The organism is Asticcacaulis sp. (genome assembly GCF_035497195.1).
Lineage (GTDB): Bacteria > Pseudomonadota > Alphaproteobacteria > Caulobacterales > Caulobacteraceae > Asticcacaulis.
In genome coordinates this window covers 113039-133653 of the sequence record NZ_DATJDZ010000031.1, presented here as the reverse complement: position 1 = coordinate 133653, position 20615 = coordinate 113039, and the positions used below count along the sequence as shown (strand labels likewise).

Here is a 20615-nt window from a genome sequence, read left to right as displayed (position 1 = left end):
AAAGAAGACATGTGACTTTAGCCCTTCTTCTTGTTGTGTTCGGCCAGGACCGCTTCGGAGATCGAAGCCGGCACGGGCAGCGGATCTTCCTTCAAACCAACCCATGGCATGATGAGCAGGAAGAAAGCGAAATAATAGGCGGTCATCATCAGCGACAGGATGGCTACCGACAGACCGATCGGATTGCCATGGCTGTCTTCCCCAATTGAGAAGACCATTTGCGTCGGCAATTGCCCGCCGCACCAGCCCAGACCGAGGCAGGTAATTACGAACAGGACGAAGAACCAGCGCATCACCGGGCGATAGCGCATCGACTTGACCTTGGAGGTATCGAGCCACGGCAGGGCGAAGATCAGGGCGATGGCGCCGAACATCAGTATCACGCCAATCAGCTTGGCCGGGATCGGGCCGAGATCGAAGGTCCAGGCGCGCAGGATAGCGTAGAAGGGCAGCATGTACCATTCGGGCACGATATGCGCCGGCGTTTGCAACGGGTTGGCCTTGATATAGTTGTCGGCGTGCCCCATGGCGTCCGGCGCAAAGAAGACGAACGCGGCGAACACGATCAGGAAGAAGATCATGGCCAGGCCATCCTTGACCGTCGCGTAAGGCGTGAACGGCAGGGTGTCTTCCTTGGACTTGATCTCGACGCCGGTCGGGTTGTTCTGGCCGACGACGTGCAGCGCCCAGATGTGCAGGATAACCACACCCGCGATCACGAACGGCAACAGGTAGTGCAGCGAGAAGAAGCGGTTCAGGGTCGGGTTATCGACCGCGAAGCCGCCCTGCAACCAGGTCAGGATCGACGGCCCGACGACCGGAATGGCGCCGATCAGGTTGGTAATGACGACCGCGCCGTAATAGGACATCTGGCCCCAGGGCAGGACGTAGCCCATGAAGGCGGTAGCGATCATCAGGAAATAAATGATGCAGCCGAGCAGCCACAGCACTTCCCGGGGCGCCTTGTACGAGCCGTAATAGAGGCCGCGGAACATGTGGATATAGACGGCGAAGAAGAACATCGACGCGCCGTTGGCGTGGACATAACGCATCAGCCAGCCGTAGTTGACATCGCGCATGATGCGTTCAACCGAGTCAAACGCCAGGTCGGCATTGGCGGTGTAGTGCATGGCGAGAATGACGCCCGTAAGTATCTGCACACCGAGGCACAGGCTGAGAATCCCGCCGAAGGTCCACCAGTAGTTCAGATTCTTCGGGGTCGGGTAGTCAACGAAGCTGTCATGGGCCAGGCGGACGATCGGCAGGCGCGCGTCCAGCCATTTTTCAATGCCGGTTTTCGGCTCGTAGGTCGAGGAATGGTCGCTCATGCTTAGCCCACCTTGATCTTGGTGTCGGACAGGAAGGTGTATTCCGGAACTTCGAGGTTCTTCGGCGCCGGGCCGCCACGAATACGGCCGGACGTATCGTATTCCGAGCCGTGGCACGGACAGAACCAGCCGCCGTAATCACCGGTGCCGAAGTTAGGCACGCAACCGAGGTGGGTACAGACGCCGATCAGCACGAGATACTGCTCGTGTCCGGCCTTGACGCGCTCCGCATCGGTTTGCGGGTCGCGCAGGGTCTTGATATCTACCGCATTGGCTTCGGCGATTTCCTTCTTGGTGCGGTAGCGGACGAAGAGCGGCTTGCCGCGCCATTTGACGACCGCCTGCATACCGATTTCCACCTTGGAGAGGTCGTACTCGATCGACGCCAGGGCCAGGGTGTCAGCGGCCGGATTCATCTGGCCGATCAGCGGCACCAGCGTCATAGCGGCCGCACCGGCCGCACCGGCGCCGGCCGCAATGTAGATAAAGTCGCGACGATTCGGATCTTGCCCGACGTCTGCTACAGGTTCGCTCACCTTGCCACCTCTTCGTTTCTCAAGCCTGGGCCAGTGCTTTACGCGCCATGCCCGGCTCCCTCAAAAATTCTTAATCACTCATGACTGATTCCATTAACAAAGACACGCTTCGTAACAGGCACACGTCGAGAATCCGGCACGTATATTCATACCAATTGCGTCTATAACCACAATTCCGTGACGGATACAAACCGCCAAAACACTTTTCTTGTCTAATTTTCGCCTTGGTCAGGATGCTTTTCCGCCAAATTGTTGCGAATGGCTGGCAGTCAGGCGTTTTGATCTGGACATTCACCCCTTGAAACGCTGAAAACGTTCGCACTCCCGCTTCTTTCTTCACAAGGGCAGACCTTCATGCGCCTGGCGCTTTACCAGCCGGACATCCCGCAAAACCTTGGCGCCGCCATCCGTTTGAGCGCCGCCTTCGAGATCGATCTCGACGTGATCGAACCATGCGGCTTCCCGCTCGGCGACAAGGCCATCAAGCGCGCCGCGATGGATTACGGCCGCTGCGCCAAAGTGTCGCACCACATGTCGTGGGACGCTTATCTCGCCTTCTTGCAGGCGGAAATACCGGCGGCGCGGCTGGTGCTCTTCACCACCAAATCCGCCGAACCGGTCTATGGATTCGCTTTCCGAGCAGACGATATCCTGTTGATGGGCCGCGAAAGCGCCGGTGTCCCCGATGAGGTTCACGCCCGCGCCGATGCCCGCCTGTTCATTCCGATCAGCGCCGAGGCCCGTTCGATCAATGTCATCAACGCCGCTTCGATGGCGCTTGGCGAGGCCTTGCGGCAGACAAACGGGTTTCCGGCCCGCTGACTGCGACAATCGCGCGCCTTTGCTTAGTGAAGCTTCCCGGTCTATAGGCTGAAAGCAAGATACCCCACCACCGCATCTAGCCAGCAAGCTGGCGTCGTGCGGTCCCCCTCCCCAGTAAAACTGGGGAGGGGGACCGCACGAGTGAGCGAAGCGAGTGAGATGTGGTGGTGGGGTTTCTTGCTTAATTTAACGAGTGCCGAAACATGTCCCTACCCGCCGCCCTTCTCACCGAACGCCAAACTCAGGCCTCGGCATGGTTCCGCTCCCTGCGCGATTCGATCTGCGCCGCTTTCGAGCAACTGGAGGACGAAGCCCCCGCCTCACTCTACGGACCGAACGCCGGACGTTTCGAGCGCACCCCGTGGGACCGCCCGCAAGGGGGTGGCGGCGAAATGTCGATCATGAAGGGCCGGCTGTTCGAGAAGGTCGGCGTGCATATCTCGACCGTCCACGGCAGTTTCTCGCCGGAATTCGCCAAGTCGATCCCCGGCGCCGATGTCGATCCGCGCTTCCACGCCACCGGCATTTCACTGATCGCCCACATGACCAATCCGCATGTGCCGGCTGTGCATATGAATACCCGCTTTATCACCACGACCCAAAGCTGGTTCGGCGGCGGGGCCGACCTGACACCGCTGATGGCCGCTGACCGCCATGCCGACGCACCAGACGCCATCGCCTTCCACAAGGCCCTCCGCGAGGTATGCGATGTCGCCGATCCGGCCTATTACGAAAAGTTCCGCGCGTGGTGCGAGGAATACTTCTTCCTCCCCCACCGCAACGAACCGCGCGGCGTCGGCGGCATCTTCTACGATCATCTGAACAGCGGCGATCATGGCGCCGATTTCGCCTTCACTCAGGATGTCGGCTGGGCCTTCCTTGCAGTTTATCCTGAAATCGTACGCGGGCGTTTCAATCAATCGTGGACGGAAGACGACCGCGAGGCGCAACTGATCCAGCGCGGCCGCTATGTCGAGTTCAACCTCCTGTATGACCGCGGCACGATTTTTGGTTTAAAAACAGGTGGTTATGCGCCATCGATCATGTCATCCATGCCGCCCATCGTGAAGTGGCCGTAGGCCATTTTACGACAAACCGCAAAGTGCGGTGAAGTGACCTTGAGCCTCTTGACGATATAGTTAGAACTGTAACATTCTTGCCAGATGACCATGTCTTCGTCGCGCCTCCGCACTGTTGCGGGCTTCGTCATCCTGTTCTTGCTGTATCAGTCGTCAGAAGCCATCGGGGCACGACTGCTCCATAACAATGTCCTTGCCGCCAGCCTGATGGCCGCTGCCTTTATCGCCGCCTGGCCAGTCGGAAGAGGGCTTGGTTACAAAGGCTTCGACGCCTATGCCCTCAGTCTGAAATGGCCTGCCCTGCGTCTCTTGACCGGCGGGCTTTTGCTGATGGGGGCGGTCCGCCTGGCGGCTGTCTTTTGGGGCCTCAATAGCGGCGTGTACGCAATCGGCACCCCAGCGCCCGCTCACGTCCTGGCCCTGCCGTTGGTGTTACTGGGGGCGGCGCTCACCACCTTCATACCGTCAGTTGCCGAGGATATCCTGACTCGCGGTTTCTGGCTTGAGGCCGCGCGGATCAGGTGGGCCGGCTGGAGCTTTATTCTGGCCACCAGTCTGATCTATGTCCTCAATCACGTTTTCCATCTCGCTGACCCGCTGGAATGGATACGCCTGTTCTGCTTTGGCCTTGCCTATGCGACTGCGGCATGGAAATGGCGCAGTCTATGGGCAGCGGTCGGCCTGCATTGGGGCTGGAACCTGAGCAACGCCTTGCTCGATATCTTTATCACCCTGAACAATACGGGGCCCGCCGTATGGTTGTCGGCGGGGGCACACCTCGTGACGGCGGCCATCATATGGCTTTGGCCAAAGCCAAACGACACGATTTAACCGGTCCAGCGCATCTTCATATAGAGGCCGCCAACTTCCAGTTCATCAAGCATCTGCTCGATGCGCTTGTGGCGCGTGCCCTCCCGCCTGGCCTGAGCGATCCAGCCGAGATAGTCATTTTGCTGATAAGGCGGCCGCGCTTCGTATCTGTCGTACAGACCGCGATCCTTCAGCAGTTTGCGGATATCCTCCGGCATGGGATGGATTTCGCGGGTGAGCATTAAGCGCCCAGAAACTTCGAGATCGCGCCCAGCACATCATGGCGCTGGCTCGGCTTCTTCAGGGTCGTCAAGGCCTGATCGACCAGCGCCGGATCAATGCGAATGCCCCGGCGGCTGATCAGCAGGTCGCTGGCGAAGTCCTCGCAGAATTCCGGATGGCACTGGAACGAAAGCCCCTTGCGGTCGGTATAGTAGAGCGCGCCGTGCGGCGTGAACTCCGAACCGGCCAGCACGATAGCCTTTTCCGGCTTGGTCACCACCTGATCCTGGTGGGTGACGGCGCAGGCGATTTTAATACCCTCGGCAGCGCCTGCCAGTTCCTGCCACAAATCATGCGCCTGCACCTCATATTCATGCAGGCCGATTCCCCAGCCCTTGTGCGATTTCTCGACATGACCGCCCCAGGCCTGCGCCATGATCTGGTGACCGAAGCAGATACCGACAACGGGGATTTCCACATTGAGCGCGCGCAGCCAGTCCATAAGGGCAATGATCCACGGATCGGATTCATAGACACCCGCCGGCGACCCGGTAATCACCACGCCTTTGAGGCGTTCATCATGATCCGGAAGTTCGCCTTGCAACGTCTTGAAAATCTTGAAAGATCGCCCTTTGCTGGCCAAAAGCCTGGCGAACATATCGGCATAAGTGCCATAGGTGGCGTCCAGTCCCGCCGGTGGAATACCGGTTTCCAGAATGGCGATAAAGTCTTCGTTACGCATACGCATGATCCCCGAATGTGAATCAAGATTTGGCCTCTTTCGCAACTGCGTCAAGAGCCGCCTCAATCACGCTTTGTGAAAAATCATGATTAAGCCATTCGGTTTCTATTGTCTTAAGAGCTTCCCCCACCGCCGGCCCGGCGGGGATGCCGCGCGCAATCAGGTCGGCGCCTTTCACGGGAAACACGGGCTTTTCAAGGCCTTCGAGCATGTGAAGCACATAGGCAACGGCCGAAGCATCTTTCTTCTGGTGCGCCGCCGCCAGGAAGACGGCATCCTCCGTGGCCTGACGACCATGCAGGTACATCAGCCGCGCAAACGGTGCATTTTCAGCCAGCCCGTCCAGCGAACGTCCGGCATCGCGCAGACGGTTATAGATTCGCTGCGACCATTTCAGCCGCGTCTGACACATATGGAGCGCGGCGGCCGACAACCCAACCCCGCTGTCGATCAGGGCGATTAGACGGATTTCAGGCTCTTCGGTAAGCGCGATCACCGCCGCCAGTTCCGGCAGGGTGTCGCCGGTCGCCTGCCAGCCCGGCACGACATGCGGCATGATCCCATTCACCTGCATAGCGGTAAAAGCCGCCAGCGGTTCGGCCAGGGTCAGGGTTTTCAGAATTTCCTGCTGGATACGTTCGCCGGAAAGCCCGTCGATACCGTCTTTCAGCGCCACACAAGCGGCCAGTGACCCGGCATCGAATTCCCGCGCATAGCCTGCCGTAAAACGGAAAAAACGCAGGATACGCAGATAATCCTCACGGATGCGCTGCTCCGCCTCACCGATAAAACGCACCCGGCCGGCTTTCGCGTCGGCGATCCCCTCGCCGGTCGGATCGTAAACTGCGCCGTCGATATCGGCATAAAGCGCATTGAGATAAAAATCCCGGCGCAGAGCATCCTTTGCCCAGTCGGTCGTATATTTCACCACCGCGCGGCGGCCATCCGTCTCGACATCTTCGCGCAAGGACGTAATTTCATAGGGGTTCCCCTCGATCACTGCCGTAACGGTGCCGAAGGCCTTGCCGGTCGGCACGCTACGGATACCCGCCGCTTCCAGCGCCCCCTCCGTCTCATCCGGCGTTAGTTGCGTGGAAAGATCGAGATCGCTGACCGGCTTTCCCATCAGCAGGTTGCGCACACACCCACCGACAAAGCGCACACATCCCTGCCCCCCCTTGGCTTCAAGCGCGGAAAAGACGGCGCGCGTGGCGGCGGATTGCATATCTTCGGAGAGTGGAATCGTTGTCATGCCACAGCCTAGACTGTCAGGCTGCCCGGATCAAATGACCTGGGCGTTTTCCGGGCAGACCTTCCCGGCGAAAGCGATATCCGGCTGGCTGTAGCGGATCAGCAGGCGGTTCGGATCGACCGGCCCCGGCAGGGTGATGTTCTGCGCCTTGTCGAAGCCAAACGGCTTGAAATAGCTTTGCGACCCAACCAGCAATACGGCGCGCAGGCCCTTACCGAAAGCTGCCTCAACGCAGGCGCTGATCAAGGCCTTGCCGATGCCCAGTCCACGATGGGCGTCATCAACAACGATAGGCCCCAGGAAGGCCAGTGGTTCATACGTATTGGCGTTGAAATTATGCACAAAGATAGGCCACATCCGCACGCTGCCGATCACCGTCTCGCCCCGCATGGCGACAAAACTGAGATCGGGAATGACGTGCGAATTCTCACGCAGACGCTCGGCGGTCTTGACGAAACGGCCCGGCCCGAAGGCATGGTCGGTCAGTTCCAGGATACGGTGTTCGAGATCCGGCGTCTCAAGACAAATCGTAAAATCCAAAGCCAATGCGTCCAGAGCCAAGTGCCCGATCCCGTTTTACAATAGATACGGCGTCATTACTGGCGGCCAAATAAGACCTGCGAATGACAACGTCAATCAAATACACCGCAATTATTGCATCTGTTTATTTCGACAGGAAGGCCATAAAGGCCGCCTGTGCTTCCGCACTGACCAGTTGCCGGCGAAAAATGGCGCCCTCGGCCCGGATCACCTGCCACAGTTTTTCCGGATCACGCATGAAGGCCTTGGTATGGCGCAGGCTGGACGGTGACAGTCTCAACAGCTTGTGCGCCATAGCCTGAACAGCCTCGTCCAGTCCCTCCCGCGTCACGACACTATTGATCAGGCCAAGTTGCCGGGCGTCTTCTGCACCGACAATTTCACCGAGCGCCATCCAGGCAAAGGCACGCTGATAACCGATGCGTTCCGGCAGCAGCAGGGTCGATCCGGCTTCCGGCACCAGGCCCAGTTTCAGGAACGGCAGGCTTAGGCGGAGATCATCGGCCGCCACAACCAGATCGCAATGCAGCAGCAGGGTAACGCCGACCCCGACTGCCTGCCCCTGCACGGCGGCGATCAGTGGTTTGTCGAAAAAGGTGATCGCCTTCAAAAAGCGGAAGACCGGCATATCATCGTGATCGACGCTGTCATCCTGAAACAGCGGCAGGTCCTGCGCGAAATCGGCAATATCATTGCCGGCGCAGAAATCAGCCCCCTCCGCCGATATCACCACAACCCGCACAGCCTCATCGGCGGAGGCCTGAGTCAAACCCTCGGTCAGGGCGGTATACATCGCCTTGGTCAGGGCATTTTTCTTGGCGGGCCGGTTGAGCCTGAGCACAAGCACGCCGTTATCGCTATGGCTGAGGACATCGCTCATTTTTTGGCTCCCTGTTACGCGCCAAGCTGTAGCTCAGGTTTACGCAAACGGCAACTATTCCGCAGAAGTTATCCGCCCCCTCCAAATCTCTTCGTGAGATTTGGCAAGCACGACCGTGCGCCGCCACCGTTGCGGCGAGCCTTGCGGCGTTTGAGGCACAAAGTGCCTTGCATTCGCCACAAGCGGTAAATAAACTTATTGAAAATTAATGCGTGGCGGGGCAAACCGCGACGGTCATTTCACAGGTCTGGACCAGCGGAGAGTCGCCCCAATGAAAATATCCCTTGATTTCAAAAAGATGGCGCAAAGGGTACAAACCCTTGCCATCGTTCTCGGTCTGGCGGCGCTCGCCAGCGCCGGCAGCCAACCGGCCTATGCCGCTGATAAAAAGGCGCAGGCCGCGCCCGCCGGCGAATTCAAGATCGATCCGGCCGTCCAGGCCAAGAGTCTGACCGACATTCCACCTATCATCGCGCTCGCCAAGGTCGATTGCGATCCCGTGGACGCCTATCTGCTTGGCCCTACGGAATTCGACAAGGCAGACGGCACGAAGGCCAAGGGGCAGCTTTACGAAGTCGCCTGTAAGGCCGGTCCCGGCTTTATCGTCACCAGCGTTTCCCCCACCGAAGTCGGCCAGGCCTTCACCTGTTCGCTGGCCGCCAAGCTGGCCATCAAAAACCCCGGCTCCATCGAATGCGTCCTGCCGGAAAACAAGCCGCACTATGCCTGGCTCACCCCCGTCGTCCAGCCCTACCTGCCCGGCTGCCAGATCAGCAATGCCCGCGTGATCGGCTCGACCTCGGCCGAGCCTTTGATCGACCGCTATGAGGTTGGTTGCGGCGCGCAGGCCGGCGGCATCATCGATTATGCCCAACTGAGCGCCAAGGCCCCGACCGAATTCAAAAGCTGCCTCGTGGTTGAGGGCACCAGTTCCGCCTGTGAATTCACCACCAAGGAGCAGATGACGGCCGTTCTGAAGCCGATCGCCGCCGCCGCTGACAAGGACTGCCAGGTCAACAATGCCCGCTTTGTTGGCGTCAACAAGGAAAACGACGGCATGTTCTATGAATTCGGCTGCGCCAACAAGCCCGGCTTCATTGCCCTGACCAAGATGGACAGCACCTTCGAGCGCAATATCCCCTGCGCCAGCGCCGCCGGTCTGGGCGGCTGCCAGTTCACCGACGCCGGCGTGGCGGCGGCCGACGCCAAGGGCACCTATTCGGCGATGCTGGCCAAGGGCGGCTTCCCCTGCACGGTTGATGATTACAATGTCGTCGGCACACAGGAGCAGACCAAGCGCGACTACATCGAATTCAAGTGCAAGGAACAGCCCTGGGGCCTGATCGGCTTCGTGCCGCAACCGGGCAGCACCGCGACCCTGCGCGTGAACGATTGCTTCATCGATCAGACCAACCGCAAGAGCTGCACCTTCACCACGGAAGCCACCCTGCGCGCCCAGCTCGACAAGCTGATCAAGATCGCTCAGCCGGGCAAGGGCTGCGATATCAGTGACGTGCGTTACATCGGTGAATCCGACGGCATCGAAGGCGCCGTCATCGTCGAGATCGCTTGCGCCAACAAGCGTGGCTACATCGGCATCCTCGCCGCCAACCGCAACAGCTTTGCCGATACGGTGCCGTGCAAGATCGCCAAATCGCATGGTGATCCGGTTCAGTGTCAAATCGCCGGAAACGGCACCTACGCCTCTGCCGATTAAGAGGCTCACAACCGGATCAAGGTCCGCGGGGTTTTTGCCTCGCGGGCCTTTTTCATGCCGGTTTGCTGCGGTATGAGATTTGTGGCGGCGCAATGGAGACAATGATGAAGCTATGGATTGGCGCAGCCTTTGCGGCGCTTGCGGCCTTGAGCGGCTGCGAGAAGATAGGTGACCTGCTGGCCAAGCCGGAAAAAGGTCCGGCCTATGCCATTCCCGCGCCTTCCGCCAGGGGAGAGGTCCAGCTCTTCCCCGCCACCGCCGCCAAGGCGCTGAGGCCTTCCGTGCAGGTCCGGCCGGGCGATTGCGATAAGGAAACCTGCGAAATTCTGGTTAAAAAACACTGGAAGCCCCTGCTGAAACAGGATGCTGCCGGCATGGCCTATCTGTCGGTGATGATGCCGACCGGTTCTGCCTATAGTCCGGACCTGTGGCGGCCTGTGGGCGCTTCCGGCCGCTATGTACTGGTCAGTCCGGCCGGTTTCGACGGCATCCAGCGCGGCCAGTTCGACGGCCTGCGCATCGGTGTGCAGGACTCCACCTTCGCCACCTATTTCACCGCCTATTCCGTAGAAAATTCGGCTGCGCTCAGGGCGCATCTGTGCACCCGCGACCGGGCGGTCGATTCCGGCGATCCGCTCAAGGCTAACTGCGCGCAAAAGGTCGGCAATGACCGTTACGTTCTGCCGGTCAATGGCGAAGTGGTGATCGCCGGCGACAAGGCCTGGCTACTGCAACGTCGCCCGGATGGCTCGGCCAATCTGGTTGATCTGTTCGCCCTGCCGCGCGGGCCGGTCGCCTGCCTGCCGGGGCTGATCATCGATACCGAAGGTAAATGGATGGGCGCACCGGATATCGCTCTGTCGCCAGACCTGTTCGTTTCGCGCTCACGGCCTTCGCCGAAATATGAGGCGCACAAGACGAAGTTATTGAAGGCCTGTTCAGCATGATTTTGAAGTAAAAACCCCACCGCGCCATTCTTCATAGCGTGGTGTGTGGTTTTCGCTTCTACAGGCTTTCCATGAAGCGGCATGCCTCACCCTGGCTTGGCCTGACGATCTCATCATCGCGCATGACCACCTTGCCGCGCACGATGGTCGCCTTGGGCCAGCCGGTGACTTCCATGCCGTCAAACGGCGTCCAGCCGCTGCGCGTCCGCATGTCGGCATGGCGCAGAACGCGCTTATGGTTGAGATCGACCAGGGTCACGTCGCCATCATAACCTTCAGCCATGCGCCCCTTGCCTGCCACGCCGAAGACACGTTGCGCCCCGGCCGAGGTCAGATCAACCAGCCGCTCCAGCGACAGACGGCCATTGGCGACATGGGTCAGCATGACCGGCAACAGGGTCTGCACGCCCGGCATCCCCGAAGGCGATTGCGGATAGGGCTTGGCCTTTTCCTCCAGCGTATGCGGCGCATGGTCCGACCCCAGCACATCGGCGATGCCGCCGGTGATGCCGTGCCACAGGCCATCGACATGATACTGGTCACGGATCGGCGGATTCATCTGCGCCAGGCCTTTCAGGCGTTCATAGGCTTCCGGCGCCACCAGGGTCAGGTGTTGCGGCGTGATCTCGACCGTGGCGATGTCCTTGTGGCCGACCAGGAACTCGATTTCCTCCCGCGTCGTGACGTGCAGAACGTGGATGCGCTTGCCGGCTTCGCGTGCCAGGCGGACAAGGCGCTGGGTCGATTGAATGGCCGTCTGGGCGTCACGGACGAAATCATGGCTGGTCCAGTCATTCTCACGCGCCAGCGGCCGGCGTTCGGCCAGGCGGTACTCATCCTCCGAGTGGAAGGTGGCGCGGCGGTTGACATTGGCCAGCACCTTGGCCACGCCCTCGTCATCGGCGATCAGCAAAGTACCTGTGGAAGCCCCCATGAAGACTTTGACGCCGCAGCAGCCTTTCAGGCGTTCCAGTTCGCCCAGTTCATGGACATTTTCATGCGTCCCGCCAACGTAGAAGGCGTGGTCGCAGTGCATCCGGTGATGGGCGCGGGCCAGCTTGTCGGCGAAGGCTTCGGGGTTGGTGGTGGTCGGGTTGGTGTTCGGCATCTCGAAGACCGCGACCACGCCGCCCATGACGGCGGCCTGCGAACCAGTTTCCAGGTCTTCCTTCCATTCCAGCCCCGGCTCGCGGAAATGGACCTGGGTATCGATCACGCCCGGCATGGCCAGCAGCCCCGTGGCGTCGAAAATCTCGCCAGCCGAGACCTGCGACAGGTCGCCAAACGCCGCGAACTTGCCGCCGGTGATGCCGATATCGCCCTTGCCCCGTCCGGCATGATTGATGATGTCGGCGTTGCGGATAATGAGGTCGAAGTTGCGGGGCATGGCGGGGGTCCTAACTGTCAAATCAGTGGCCGGACACTAGACCTCGCCCCAGCTTACCGCAAGGGTGCGCATTGTCTTGTGACGCGAAAACCTACCTGTCAGCCATATCCTTTTCGATCACCGCCGCCACGCGATCTATGGTCAGGTCGAGCATATGGCAGACATTCTGTTTGAGCTTGGGATCGACCGCCTGAATTTCGCCCAGGCTGCGCGGTCCGCGAATGGTCATCGCATTGCCGCTGATCGGCGCGTCCGCCTCATCCGAAGGCCCGAACAGGCCGAAAGCAGCGGTTCCGGACGCCGCCGCGATATGCAGCCACAGTTCGTCATTGCCGACAAACAGCACGGCCTGCCTCAAGGCGGCATAGGCATTGAGCACGGTGACATGGCCACCAATCTCCATTACCTGGGCGCGCGGCGTCGCCATGCGCAGAGCCTGCAAGGTGTCGCGGTCCGCTTCCGCGCCGATGATCAACAGCCGGTGATTGGCGAAGGGGCCGTCCTCGCGCATCAGCCGCGTCGCCAGCACGGCGAAGCGTTCCGTCGGCCAGCGCCGGCCGATCCAGCCGGCGCCCGGCGCCATGACGATCAGCGGCGCGGTTTCGCGGCCATTGTCAATCAGGGTGCGCACCTGCGCCTCACGGCGCGGCGACACCCGCAGACGCGGCGTGATTTCAAGCGGATCGAGCCTGAGTTTGGCGGCGATCTGTTCCAGCACGCCGGCGGTATCATTCGGATTGAGGGTGAAGCGCGTCTTCGCCTTCATCATGCGCGAAATCAGGGTCGGGCCGATATCAACGCACAGGCCCCATTTGCGCCGGCTCAACTCACTCAATCCGTGAAGGGATTTCAATTTAAATAAGGCGCCCTCGAAGGCTTGTAACTCGTCGATCAAGTCGTCATCTTGGAACAGCGCCGCCGAGGCCTGCGTCGTCGCCAGCGTAATCCGGGCGTGGGGTATTTCCGACTTCAGGCGCGCGATCACACCGCTTAAGGACAGGGCCTTGGCGGGTTCACACAGGGCCAGCAAAAGAATCGGAAATTCACCTGTCATGCACCACACCTAGTTCCTGAAACGATCATAACAATGACCATTGCATCCATTACCCACCTGCCTCAACGCGCCCTCATCGCCGTTTCCGGCCCGGACTGGGCAAGCTTCCTGAAAGGGCTTTGCACCGCCCATATCGACGTGATCGTCGAGGAAACGGCAAGGGGCGCGTTTCATAAACCGCACTACGGGGCTTTTTTACGGCCCCAGGGTAAAATGATCTGTGATGTGCTGCTCCATGCCGTCTCTGCTGACGAAATCTGGCTGGATGTGCCGCTATCCGAGCGCGATGAACTGCTGGCCAAACTCAACATGTACAAACTGCGCGCCAAGGTGACGATCGCGGCGCTCAGCCATCCGGTTTACGTGGCCTTCGGCGGCGACCTGCCCAGCGGCTTTATGGCCGACCCGCGCGGATCAATCATTGATGCCGCGTTTGGTTTCGCCTATGCGCCACAGAGCGAAACGGCCACCGCCGATGACTGGCGCGCCTTCCGCTTCGCGCATGGCCTTGCCGAGGCAGGCTCGGATTTCGGCAAGGACGACCTCTACGCCATCGACGCCAATCTCGACCTGCTGGCCGCTATTGACTTCCACAAGGGCTGTTATGTCGGCCAGGAACTGACTTCGCGCATGAAACGGCGCGGCCAGATCAAGAACCGTATCCTCGGTTTCCGCCACGAAGGCGAAGCGCCGATGGCCGGTGCGGAAATACTCAATATTGACAAACGCGCTGGCGAAGTGCTGGCCGCCACGCAAGGCTGCGGGCTGGCCCTGATGCGTATCGACCGGCGTGAGGGCAATCTGATCGCCGATGACAAGCCCCTCACCCTGATTGTCCCCAACTGGATCGCGCCTGCCCTGCCCGAAATCACTGCCGAATAAAGGACCGCCCCATGTGCGACAAAGCGCGCTGCCCCTGGCCCAAAACCGATCCGCTCTACTGCGCCTATCATGACGAGGAATGGGGCGTGCCGGAATACGACCCGCGCGCCCTATGGGAAAAACTGGTGCTCGATGGCTTCCAGGCCGGCCTGTCGTGGATCACCATCCTGCGCAAACGCGACGCCTTCCGCGCCGCCTTCGCCGGTTTCGATCCGGAAAAGGTGGCGCGCTTTGGCGACGCGGATATCGAACGCCTGATGAATGACGCCGGCATTGTCCGTTCGCGCGCCAAGATTGTTTCTGCCATCGAAAGCGCCCGCATTACCCTCGACCTGCGCGAAAAAGGCACCCATTTCACCGACTTCATCTGGGCCATCCAGGACGGCAAACCGGTGACCAACCACTACCAGTGGGGCGAAATCCCCACCGAAACCAAAACCTCACAGGAACTGGCCAAGCTGCTGAAAAGCAAGGGATACAAGTTCTGCGGCCCGGTGATCGTCTACGCCTTCATGCAGGCCGTCGGCATGGTCAATGATCATACGGTTGATTGTTTCCGTCACGCCGAGATTGCGGATACTTTGAAAACACGCTAATTCTGAAGGCCACACCATATCGGGGGATACCATGGAACTGATGTTTCAACCGCTCAAGCGCTACGTCGATTTCAACGGCCGGTCGCGCCGCACCGAATACTGGCTGTGGTTCCTGTTTCAGATAATCGCCAGCATTGTTTTCGGCGTCCTTAAATCCATCATCGGCAATACGGCGGAAATCCTCAATTTTATCTTCTCGCTGGCCATCCTGCTTCCCACCATCGCCGTCGGGGTCCGGCGCTTTCACGATATCAACCGTACCGGCTGGTGGATATTGTTCCCCTTCGCCGTTTTTGTGGTGGCGATGGTCGTCTTCTTCTCGATCAATGGCGCCAGTTTCATCAACAACATGAAATCCTTCGCGGATATCGGCCCCAACCCGACGCCTGATCAGGCCATGGCCATGCTGACCGCGCTGGCGCCGATGGCCTGGGTATTCCTGGTGTGGTTCGCCGCCGGAGTTGTCACCTTCGTTTTCCAGGTCACCGACGGTACGCCCGGCCCGAATCGTTTCGGACCCGACCCGAAAGGCCGTGGCGGCGACAGCAGCGTTTTCTAGATGTTTTAAAACCGGCTGAATCGTAGTAAGCGCACTTCATGGCCGATCTCAGTTTTGAATCCACCCTCATGGGGCGCATCTGCGGCGTCGATGAAGCCGGGCGCGGCCCCTGCGCCGGCCCCCTGTGCGTGGCCGCCGTCATCCTCGATCCGGCGTGCATCCCCGAAGGCATCGATGATTCCAAGGCCCTGACCGAAAAGCGCCGCTTTGAACTGGAACCGCTGATCAAGGACGCCGCCATTTGCTGGTCGGTAATCACCATGACGGTCGAGGAAATCGATTGCCTGAATATCCTGGCGGCCACGATGGAAGGCATGAAGCGGGCGGTGGAGGCCCTCACCCCGTGCGCCGACCACGCCCTGATCGATGGCAACCGCTGCCCGAAGATAGCCATTCCTTCCACCGCCGTCGTCGGCGGCGACGCCAAATCGCTGTCCATCGCCGCCGCTTCCATCCTGGCCAAGACCGCCCGCGACCGCATCATGATCGAGATGGATATCGTTTATCCGGTCTATGGCTTCAAAAAGCACAAGGGTTATCAGGCCGAAACCCATCTGGAAGCCCTGCGCACGCACGGCCCCTCGCCGATCCACCGCACAAGCTGGGCGACCATTCGCGAACTGAATTTCACCGCGCCGGTTTAAGCAGAACAAAACGGAATCAAAACTGCGCCCTTTTCGACTCACCCTCAGAAAAGTGAATCCGTCGATTTGACAACATGGTTAATTTAACCGCCCATTAACCGCGAAACGATTCTAGTCATTGGATTCAGGGACTTAATCGCCCTCCCGTGTCAGAAGGATCTTCGTCTTGCGCAAATCGACCGCCCTCCCCGTCCCGTCCATTTCGCAAGCGAACCTCAAGCTCGATACCATCCACCTCGGCGAGTGCATCGAGGTGCTGAAAACCCTGCCCGACGCCTCGGTCGATCTGGTCTTCGCAGACCCGCCCTACAATCTTCAGCTCGGCGGCGACCTGCTGCGCCCCGATAATTCCAAAGTCGATGCCGTCGATGACGACTGGGACCAGTTCGCCAGCTTCGAGGCCTATGACAAGTTCACGCGCGAATGGATGCGTGAATGTCGCCGCGTCCTGAAAGACGACGGCGCCATCTGGGTCATCGGCTCCTATCACAACATCTTCCGGCTGGGCGTCGCCATGCAGGACATGGGCTTCTGGGTGATGAACGATGTCATCTGGCGCAAGGCCAACCCCATGCCCAACTTCAAGGGCACCCGCTTCACCAATGCTCACGAAACCCTGATCTGGGCCACAAAGGCCAAGGGCCAGAAGCGGTACACCTTCAATTACGACGCCCTCAAGGCCTTCAACGAAGACACCCAGATGCGTTCCGACTGGTCGATTCCGCTGTGTACCGGCGATGAGCGCCTGAAGGACGAAAACGGCAACAAGGCCCATCCGACGCAAAAGCCGGAAAGCCTGCTCTATCGCGTCCTGCTGGCCTGCACCAAGCCCAGCCATGTCGTGCTCGATCCCTTCTTTGGCACAGGCACCACCGGCGCCGCCGCCAAACGCCTGGGCCGTCACTATATCGGCATCGAGCGCGAAGAGATGTACCGCAAGGTCGCCAGCGAACGCATCGCCCGCGTCCTCCCCGCCACAGCCGAAGACCTGGCCGTCATGGGTTCCAAGAAATCCGAGCCGCGCGTCCCCTTCGGCGCCGTGGTCGAGGCCGGCCTGCTCAATCCCGGCGACATCCTCTATACGCCCAAGGGCGACCGTACCGCCCGCGTCCGTGCTGATGGCTCCCTGGTCTATGGCGAACTCAGCGGCTCGATCCACAAGATGGGCGCGATGATGGAACAGGCCCCGGCCTGCAACGGCTGGACCTACTGGCGCTTCAAGACCGACGCCGGTCTCAAGCCGATCGACGATCTGCGTTCAAAAATCCGCGCCGACATGAACTAGGGTTGCCGCGGCGAAAGTATAGCTTTCGCAAGGCAAGAGCCCCTAGAACCGTAAGTTTGACAGCGCGGGCGGCAACGTCCGCGCTTTTCTTTGCAATAAATTCTGCGTGACAAGACGAGGCTTGCTGCCTACCTTGACGGTAACGGGGGGCTATCATGTCGAAATCCATTAAATATCAGGCTGCCGGCCTGGCGGCGATCCTGCTGGTGTCAGCGCCGGCCGTTCACGCCATGTCGAAATCGTCAACCACCAGGCTTGAGGCCTTGCAGGCTACCAAGCTGGCGCGCCTGCGCGTTCTACTCCAGCAGGGCATCGCCAAACTTCAAAACAAGGACTACGAAGGCGCTGAAGTGGAGTTCGGCTTTATCATCGCCGATGCCGATTATCCCTCGCTGTCGGCCGAGCAGAAATATTTGCTCTACTCTTTGCTCGCTAAAGCCCAGTCCGAGCGCGGCACATATGACAAAGCCTATGCCAATCTGATGCTGGCGGCCGATGCGGCGCCGGACGCCCGCAGTAATTTCTACTGGTATCTGCTGTGGGACGTCAGCACCCGGTTGAAGAAATACGGTGACGCAATAGACGCCATGACGGCGCTGACCATCGCCGACCCGCAGAATACAAGCTACTATTACCTGCCCTATGTCGCCCAGACGGTGCGCAATGCCCAAACCTTGCCAGATGGCCAGCAACGGCGTGAAAAGGCGCTCATGGCCCTTTGGAAGGCCGGATACAAACCTACGGGCTTTTACTCTGCCGAAGTCCTGTGGTTCAGCCTGTTCGAGATCGAGGTCGCTAACGGCAATACAGAACAGGCAAAGGAAATCGCCAAAACATTCGCCTTGCCAAACACCTATATCAGTTTGCGCGTCGATAAGCGTTACCGCCCTTATACAGAAACCGATCCGGCGCATTTTAATCTGAAAGCCCTGACAGACAAACACATCGCCAATAACCGCGCCAAGCTCCTGACGCATCCGCGCCAGGCCGAAGGCGTCGTTTATCTGATGCTGAATCTGATCGACGCCAACCGCCTGACCGAAGCCCTGGCGCTGGGCGATGAGGCCATTGCCCGCGCCGCCAAGGCGCCTGCCGGAAAGCCTGCCTTCGATGATATGGACGACCAGTGGCACTGGCTGCTGAACACACGAACGCGTGTACTGGAAAAGCTGGGACGAGATGCCGAAAGCGAAGCCTCGCAGATCAAGTCTCGCGATGAAGCCTTGGCCAAGAAGCAGGATACGGTTAGCCAGAGGATCAATCTTGGCGACTTTTACTATGAGCATGACCGTCCGCAGGAAGCGCTCGCCCAGGTCAGCGACATGGCCGAAGGCAGTTCAAGTCCCTATGGGCTTATGGCCGCCGAAGAGGTCCGTACCTGCGCCTATACGCAATTGAACGATCAGGCCAAACTGGCCAAATCACTCGACTATATCCGTGCACACGCGGCGGATGGTTATGGCCCGACGCGATCAGCCCTGCTTTGCGCCAATGATCTGGACGGACTGGCCGCCATCACCATTGCTCGCCTCGATGATCCCCTGCTGCGCAATGATACGCTTCGTCTCTGGCAAACTTATCGCCCGGAAGCCTATCCGACGGCTGTCAGAACACAGATGCGCCAGAGAGCCGCCGCTTTCGTGGCGCGAGAAGATGTAAAAGCGGCCCTGCTGCGCTACGGCTACATCGACACCTATGACATATTCAGTCCATACAATTAAAGTCTTAGCGCCTTGGCGAAAACGGTCGGAAGGGCCTTTTCACTGACAGATAAAAGCTGGAAGTTATTGTTGTGACGCAGAAAATCGCGCAACGCTTCATCCGATAATTGCACCTGCCAGACATCTTGCATCAGGGCGAAATGGGTGAAAATATGCTCATAGTTGCCGATCATCTCAAACGGCGCTGAAACCGGCGGCATCACCTCCTCCGTCCGATAAGGTTCTGACCGCCACTCCGTATGCGGCAAGCCCAGCATGCCGCCCAGCAAGCCCTTATCGGCACGGCGTTCCACCACCACGCCATTGCCTGACAGGATAACGAACACCACGCCATAGCGGCGCGGTTTCGGCGCCTTGGCCAGCTTGACCGGAAAGCGCTCCTGCTCGCCGCGCGCTCTCGCCACACAAGCTTCCGCCAAAGGGCATTCACCACACACCGGCGATTTCGGCCGGCAGATCAAGGTCGCCATGTCCATCAGGGCCTGCGGCCAGTCACCGGCGCGCTCGGCTGAAACCCATTGCGCCGCCGCCGCGCGGATCTGCGGCCGGCCGGCCGGCATCGGCGTCTCTATGGCGTAGAGCCGTGTCATGATGCGCTCGATATTGCCGTCCACCACATTGGCCGCGTGACCGAAGGCAATCGCCGCCACCGCCGCCGAGGTATAGGGGCCAAAGCCTGGCAGTTTCAGCAGTTCCGCCTCATCGGCCGGAAACACGCCGTCATAATCGTGCACTACCGTCCGGGCACATTCCAGCAGCTTGCGGGCGCGGGCGTAATAGCCAAGCCCCGCCCATTCCGCCATCACCCGGCCATCCTCGGCGGCGGCCAGATCGCGCACCGTCGGCCACAGTCTAAGAAACGTCTCATAGTAAGGCGCGGCGTGCGGCACCGTCGTCTGCTGGAGCATGACTTCGGACAGCCAGACGCGGTAAGGATCACGTGCGCCCTCTCGCCAAGGCAGCTTGCGGCCATGCGCATCGTACCAGGCCAGCAAACCGGCTCTTAAGGACGCGACAACGGCCTCGCTTTTAAGTATAATCCCGTTCATGAAACGCCCGTTGCCATCCCTGGAAGACTCACTCCGCATCCTGCGCACCACGCACACCAAGCGCATGCCCAAGGCGCCGCCGCCCGTCACGCGGCAGGTTCAGCCCTTGTTGAAAAGCCTGCAAGCGCGGTTTGAGCAGATGGATGATGGCTCTGGCAAGCTGAAAAACCGCTGGACCGAGATTGCCGGGGAAAGCCTGGCCAAGCTGTGCGAACCCATCCGCATCATCAAGGGCCGCGTTCATGGCTCAGGCGCGCTCGAAATCCGCGTCATGGGCGCCTATGCCCCGCTGGTCCAGCACCAGTCGGCCACCCTGATCGACCGGATCAATCTGTTTCTTGGCGCGAAAACCATCGACAAGCTGCGCCTCATCCAGGGGCCGCTGACCCAGAAGCCTAAAAAGCCCCAATACGCCCGCCCCAAACCGCTTTCGGCGCAGGAAGAACTGGCGCTCCAGCAGTCACTCAGCGATGTCGAAGACGAGACGCTGAAAAAGTCGCTGTTGCTGCTTGGCCGTTCAGTCCTCAAGCGAGAAAATATGAAGTCTTGAGTGCAATAATCGG

The 20615-nt window shown here is 59.8% G+C and carries 22 protein-coding genes; 12 read left to right on the top strand and 10 right to left on the bottom strand.

The window, feature by feature from the left end; translation table 11 throughout:
• Nucleotides 1-17 precede the first annotated feature (17 nt).
• On the bottom strand, nt 18-1328 hold the full coding sequence (locus VL130_RS18265) for a cytochrome b (protein ID WP_325365228.1): 1311 nt from the start codon (nt 1326-1328) through the stop codon (nt 18-20).
• 2 nt (nt 1329-1330) lie between these two features.
• Complete coding sequence (petA, locus tag VL130_RS18260) at nt 1331-1864, bottom strand: ubiquinol-cytochrome c reductase iron-sulfur subunit (protein WP_325365226.1); 534 nt, start codon at nt 1862-1864, stop codon at nt 1331-1333.
• A 354-nt stretch (nt 1865-2218) separates the two neighbouring features.
• On the opposite strand from petA, the gene VL130_RS18255 reads away from it, so the two are divergent.
• The 3 genes from VL130_RS18255 to VL130_RS18245 all read left to right on the top strand — a co-directional run bounded on the left by VL130_RS18255 (nt 2219) and on the right by VL130_RS18245 (nt 4596).
• Nucleotides 2219-2686 (top strand): tRNA (cytidine(34)-2'-O)-methyltransferase, encoded by a 468-nt coding sequence (locus VL130_RS18255; protein WP_325365224.1) that lies wholly within the window; start codon nt 2219-2221, stop codon nt 2684-2686.
• 203 nt (nt 2687-2889) lie between these two features.
• On the top strand, nt 2890-3765 hold the full coding sequence (gene hemF / locus VL130_RS18250) for an oxygen-dependent coproporphyrinogen oxidase (protein WP_325365222.1): 876 nt from the start codon (nt 2890-2892) through the stop codon (nt 3763-3765).
• 90 nt (nt 3766-3855) lie between these two features.
• Complete coding sequence (locus tag VL130_RS18245; RefSeq protein WP_325365220.1) at nt 3856-4596, top strand: CPBP family intramembrane glutamic endopeptidase; 741 nt, start codon at nt 3856-3858, stop codon at nt 4594-4596.
• Here VL130_RS18245 and VL130_RS18240 read toward each other — a convergent pair.
• The 5 genes from VL130_RS18240 to VL130_RS18220 form a co-directional block, all read right to left on the bottom strand.
• A complete protein-coding gene (locus VL130_RS18240; protein WP_325365218.1) occupies nt 4593-4817 on the bottom strand; it encodes a YdeI/OmpD-associated family protein in 225 nt (74 codons plus the stop codon). The genes VL130_RS18245 and VL130_RS18240 overlap by 4 nt on opposite strands.
• Nucleotides 4817-5545, bottom strand: a complete 729-nt coding sequence (locus tag VL130_RS18235; RefSeq protein ID WP_325365216.1) for a glutamine amidotransferase-related protein — start codon at nt 5543-5545, stop codon at nt 4817-4819. The genes VL130_RS18240 and VL130_RS18235 overlap by 1 nt, the downstream gene beginning before the upstream one ends.
• A gap of 16 nt (nt 5546-5561) precedes the next feature.
• Nucleotides 5562-6791 (bottom strand): CCA tRNA nucleotidyltransferase, encoded by a 1230-nt coding sequence (locus tag VL130_RS18230; RefSeq protein ID WP_325365214.1) that lies wholly within the window; start codon nt 6789-6791, stop codon nt 5562-5564.
• Nucleotides 6792-6821: 30 nt separating this feature from the next.
• Nucleotides 6822-7352, bottom strand: coding sequence for an N-acetyltransferase (locus tag VL130_RS18225; RefSeq protein WP_325365212.1), 531 nt, complete (start codon nt 7350-7352; stop codon nt 6822-6824).
• 103 nt (nt 7353-7455) lie between these two features.
• Complete coding sequence (locus tag VL130_RS18220; RefSeq protein WP_325365210.1) at nt 7456-8211, bottom strand: enoyl-CoA hydratase; 756 nt, start codon at nt 8209-8211, stop codon at nt 7456-7458.
• Nucleotides 8212-8482: 271 nt separating this feature from the next.
• On the opposite strand from VL130_RS18220, the gene VL130_RS18215 reads away from it, so the two are divergent.
• Together VL130_RS18215 and VL130_RS18210 are read left to right on the top strand one after the other, a co-directional pair.
• Complete coding sequence (locus tag VL130_RS18215) at nt 8483-9928, top strand: hypothetical protein (RefSeq protein WP_325365208.1); 1446 nt, start codon at nt 8483-8485, stop codon at nt 9926-9928.
• A 104-nt stretch (nt 9929-10032) separates the two neighbouring features.
• Nucleotides 10033-10875: a hypothetical protein gene (locus VL130_RS18210; RefSeq protein WP_325365206.1), complete on the top strand. Its 843-nt coding sequence runs from the start codon at nt 10033-10035 to the stop codon at nt 10873-10875.
• A gap of 58 nt (nt 10876-10933) precedes the next feature.
• On the opposite strand, the gene VL130_RS18205 is transcribed toward VL130_RS18210, so the two are convergent.
• The gene (locus VL130_RS18205) at nt 10934-12262 is read right to left on the bottom strand and encodes a dihydroorotase (RefSeq protein WP_325365204.1); all 1329 of its coding nucleotides are present in this window, start codon (nt 12260-12262) and stop codon (nt 10934-10936) included.
• 91 nt (nt 12263-12353) lie between these two features.
• Entirely contained in the window at nt 12354-13316 is a 963-nt protein-coding gene (locus VL130_RS18200) for a glycosyltransferase family 9 protein (RefSeq protein WP_325365202.1), read from the bottom strand.
• A 33-nt stretch (nt 13317-13349) separates the two neighbouring features.
• On the opposite strand from VL130_RS18200, the gene VL130_RS18195 reads away from it, so the two are divergent.
• From VL130_RS18195 to VL130_RS18170, 6 genes are all read left to right on the top strand, one after another.
• Complete coding sequence (locus VL130_RS18195; RefSeq protein ID WP_325365200.1) at nt 13350-14198, top strand: folate-binding protein; 849 nt, start codon at nt 13350-13352, stop codon at nt 14196-14198.
• 11 nt (nt 14199-14209) lie between these two features.
• Entirely contained in the window at nt 14210-14794 is a 585-nt protein-coding gene (locus VL130_RS18190; RefSeq protein WP_325365198.1) for a DNA-3-methyladenine glycosylase I, read from the top strand.
• Between the two features lie 31 nt (nt 14795-14825).
• Nucleotides 14826-15353 carry a DUF805 domain-containing protein gene (locus tag VL130_RS18185; protein ID WP_325365196.1) on the top strand — a complete coding sequence of 176 codons (528 nt, stop codon included), beginning with the start codon at nt 14826-14828 and terminating at the stop codon, nt 15351-15353.
• Nucleotides 15354-15391: 38 nt separating this feature from the next.
• Nucleotides 15392-15997 (top strand): ribonuclease HII, encoded by a 606-nt coding sequence (locus tag VL130_RS18180; protein WP_325365194.1) that lies wholly within the window; start codon nt 15392-15394, stop codon nt 15995-15997.
• A 166-nt stretch (nt 15998-16163) separates the two neighbouring features.
• Nucleotides 16164-17282 (top strand): site-specific DNA-methyltransferase, encoded by a 1119-nt coding sequence (locus tag VL130_RS18175; RefSeq protein WP_325365192.1) that lies wholly within the window; start codon nt 16164-16166, stop codon nt 17280-17282.
• A gap of 155 nt (nt 17283-17437) precedes the next feature.
• Complete coding sequence (locus VL130_RS18170; protein WP_325365190.1) at nt 17438-19003, top strand: hypothetical protein; 1566 nt, start codon at nt 17438-17440, stop codon at nt 19001-19003.
• On the opposite strand, the gene VL130_RS18165 is transcribed toward VL130_RS18170, so the two are convergent.
• Nucleotides 19000-20052, bottom strand: coding sequence for an A/G-specific adenine glycosylase (locus tag VL130_RS18165; RefSeq protein WP_325365188.1), 1053 nt, complete (start codon nt 20050-20052; stop codon nt 19000-19002). The genes VL130_RS18170 and VL130_RS18165 overlap by 4 nt on opposite strands.
• On the opposite strand from VL130_RS18165, the gene VL130_RS18160 reads away from it, so the two are divergent.
• Nucleotides 20051-20602: a DUF721 domain-containing protein gene (locus VL130_RS18160; protein WP_325365186.1), complete on the top strand. Its 552-nt coding sequence runs from the start codon at nt 20051-20053 to the stop codon at nt 20600-20602. The two genes, VL130_RS18165 and VL130_RS18160, sit on opposite strands and share 2 nt — an antisense overlap.
• Nucleotides 20603-20615 lie beyond the last annotated feature (13 nt).

Coding starts and splice junctions, on each gene's coding strand:
- VL130_RS18170 (WP_325365190.1), top strand. CDS start 17,438: ATGTCGAAATCCATTAAATATCAGGCTGCCGGCCTGGCGGCGATCCTG.
- VL130_RS18255 (WP_325365224.1), top strand. CDS start 2,219: ATGCGCCTGGCGCTTTACCAGCCGGACATCCCGCAAAACCTTGGCGCC.
- VL130_RS18220 (WP_325365210.1), bottom strand. CDS start 8,211: ATGAGCGATGTCCTCAGCCATAGCGATAACGGCGTGCTTGTGCTCAGG.
- VL130_RS18190 (WP_325365198.1), top strand. CDS start 14,210: ATGTGCGACAAAGCGCGCTGCCCCTGGCCCAAAACCGATCCGCTCTAC.
- VL130_RS18180 (WP_325365194.1), top strand. CDS start 15,392: ATGGCCGATCTCAGTTTTGAATCCACCCTCATGGGGCGCATCTGCGGC.
- VL130_RS18240 (WP_325365218.1), bottom strand. CDS start 4,817: ATGCTCACCCGCGAAATCCATCCCATGCCGGAGGATATCCGCAAACTG.
- VL130_RS18205 (WP_325365204.1), bottom strand. CDS start 12,262: ATGCCCCGCAACTTCGACCTCATTATCCGCAACGCCGACATCATCAAT.
- VL130_RS18235 (WP_325365216.1), bottom strand. CDS start 5,545: ATGCGTATGCGTAACGAAGACTTTATCGCCATTCTGGAAACCGGTATT.
- VL130_RS18215 (WP_325365208.1), top strand. CDS start 8,483: ATGAAAATATCCCTTGATTTCAAAAAGATGGCGCAAAGGGTACAAACC.
- VL130_RS18195 (WP_325365200.1), top strand. CDS start 13,350: ATGACCATTGCATCCATTACCCACCTGCCTCAACGCGCCCTCATCGCC.
- VL130_RS18160 (WP_325365186.1), top strand. CDS start 20,051: ATGAAACGCCCGTTGCCATCCCTGGAAGACTCACTCCGCATCCTGCGC.
- VL130_RS18165 (WP_325365188.1), bottom strand. CDS start 20,052: ATGAACGGGATTATACTTAAAAGCGAGGCCGTTGTCGCGTCCTTAAGA.
- VL130_RS18210 (WP_325365206.1), top strand. CDS start 10,033: ATGAAGCTATGGATTGGCGCAGCCTTTGCGGCGCTTGCGGCCTTGAGC.
- hemF (WP_325365222.1), top strand. CDS start 2,890: ATGTCCCTACCCGCCGCCCTTCTCACCGAACGCCAAACTCAGGCCTCG.
- VL130_RS18245 (WP_325365220.1), top strand. CDS start 3,856: ATGTCTTCGTCGCGCCTCCGCACTGTTGCGGGCTTCGTCATCCTGTTC.
- VL130_RS18230 (WP_325365214.1), bottom strand. CDS start 6,791: ATGACAACGATTCCACTCTCCGAAGATATGCAATCCGCCGCCACGCGC.
- VL130_RS18200 (WP_325365202.1), bottom strand. CDS start 13,316: ATGACAGGTGAATTTCCGATTCTTTTGCTGGCCCTGTGTGAACCCGCC.
- VL130_RS18265 (WP_325365228.1), bottom strand. CDS start 1,328: ATGAGCGACCATTCCTCGACCTACGAGCCGAAAACCGGCATTGAAAAA.
- VL130_RS18185 (WP_325365196.1), top strand. CDS start 14,826: ATGGAACTGATGTTTCAACCGCTCAAGCGCTACGTCGATTTCAACGGC.